General features: G+C 62.8%; 2 protein-coding genes and 1 pseudogene. 2 read left to right on the plus strand and 1 reads right to left on the minus strand.

The window, feature by feature from the left end; translation table 11 throughout:
- Positions 1–17: 17 nt before the first annotated feature.
- The gene (locus tag EN914_RS35055; protein WP_024505787.1) at positions 18–488 is read right to left on the minus strand and encodes an Lrp/AsnC family transcriptional regulator; all 471 of its coding nucleotides are present in this window, start codon (positions 486–488) and stop codon (positions 18–20) included.
- Between the two features lie 114 nt (positions 489–602).
- Between EN914_RS35055 and EN914_RS35060 the strand changes: the two genes are divergently transcribed.
- Both EN914_RS35060 and EN914_RS35065 read left to right on the plus strand, forming a co-directional pair.
- The gene (locus tag EN914_RS35060) at positions 603–851 is read left to right on the plus strand and encodes a DUF6356 family protein (protein WP_024505786.1); all 249 of its coding nucleotides are present in this window, start codon (positions 603–605) and stop codon (positions 849–851) included.
- Between the two features lie 15 nt (positions 852–866).
- Positions 867–1,541: pseudogene (locus EN914_RS35065) on the plus strand (class II glutamine amidotransferase); the annotation flags it as partial.

A 1,541-nucleotide genomic window follows, 5' to 3' on the forward strand; every position in this document is an offset into this window, starting at 1 on the left:
CTGAATATCGACATACCCTAGCGCACTTCCATCGGAACCACCGTCGTCTCCTTGATCTCTTCCATCACGAAAGAGGCGGAAACATCAGACAGCGCCACCTTGGCGATCAGCCGCTGGTAGAGCCGGTCATAGGCCTTCACGTCGGCGACGCGGGCGCGCAGAACGTAGTCGAGGTCGCCGGACATGCGGTAGACGCCGGTGATCTCGGAAAGGCCGGTCACCGCCGCGCGGAATCTCTGCAGCCACTCCGGATCGTGGTTGGACGTGCGGATCAGGATGAAGACCGAAAGGCCAAGCCCGAGCTTTTCGGCATCGACCAGCGCCACCCGGCCGGTGATGACACCATCCTCCTCCAGCCGCTTGACGCGCCGCCAGCAGGCATTGCGCGATAGGGCCACCCGTTCCGACAGCTGGTCGACCGACAGCGTGCCGTCGCGTTGCAATTCGGCGAGCAATTTCCGGTCGATTTCATCGATATCCAGCGCCATGTGGGATGTGTGTCCCACAAAATGGCAAAACACAAGGATATTTTGAGACCAATGAACCTGCGAAGCGTGTCAGGATACTCATATCGGAACCTGAAGCGCTGAAGGGGAACCAGCATGTCGGTCGCAAGGATTTTCACCTCTCATCCGGCCAAGGTCGGCGAGACCTATTTCGGCCATATGGCCTTTGCCGCCTGGTTCTCCTCGCGCCTGCTCCTGGCTGCCAGTGCAGCGCTCGTTCACGCCTTCTTGCCATTTCTGTTTGAGACTACCGCCAGCCGAATCGTCCGCGAACTCTATGAGCGGACGCACAACAGAGGCACGCACGCGACCAAGGAGCCGGCGGCTCTTCCGGATCGCGCCTAGAGGGCGACAGAAACGATGTGCCGGTGGGCGGCCTATCTGGGTGAAGCGGTCTTTCTCGAAGACATCCTCACGGCGCCCTGTCACTCGCTGATCGCCCAGAGCCATTGTGCTCAGGAAGCGAAATCGCCGACCAATGGCGACGGCTTCGGCCTAGCCTGGTATGGCGACCGCCCGGAGCCGGGTCTCTATCGCGATATCCTGCCGGCCTGGTCCGATCCCAATCTGAAAAGCCTGTGCCGACAGATCAAATCCGGCCTGTTCCTCGCCCATGTGCGGGCGTCGACCGGCGGCGCCACCAGCCGCATGAACTGCCATCCATTCATCTCCGGCAGCTGGTCGTTCATGCACACGGCCAGATCGGCGGCTTCGAGAAAATCCGCCGCGCGCTGGAGAACTCGCTGTCCGACGCCGTCTTCGACCAGCGCGAAGGCACCACCGATTCCGAACTGTTCTTCCTGCTGATGATCGATGAGGGATTGACCGGCGATCCGCAAGGCGCCGTCTCCCACGCCACCAGCCGCGTGCTCGAAGCCTCGCGCCGCGCCGGCCTCGAACCGGCGCTGAAGCTCACCGCCGCCTTCTCGGATGGCCAGGCGCTGCACGCGGTGCGCTACGCCACCGACGCTCACGCGCCGACGCTCTACACGTCTGTCCTGCGCAAGGGCGGCGGCCGCTGCATCGTGTCCGAAC

Origin of the sequence: Mesorhizobium sp. M7A.F.Ca.CA.001.08.2.1 (genome assembly GCF_003998455.1) — a bacterium.
Lineage (GTDB): Bacteria > Pseudomonadota > Alphaproteobacteria > Rhizobiales > Rhizobiaceae > Mesorhizobium > Mesorhizobium ciceri.

Bases quoted from the DNA above. Each gene is read 5' to 3' on its own strand.
- EN914_RS35055 (WP_024505787.1), bottom strand. From the start codon at position 488: ATGGCGCTGGATATCGATGAAATCGACCGGAAATTGCTCGCCGAATTG.
- EN914_RS35060 (WP_024505786.1), top strand. From the start codon at position 603: ATGTCGGTCGCAAGGATTTTCACCTCTCATCCGGCCAAGGTCGGCGAG.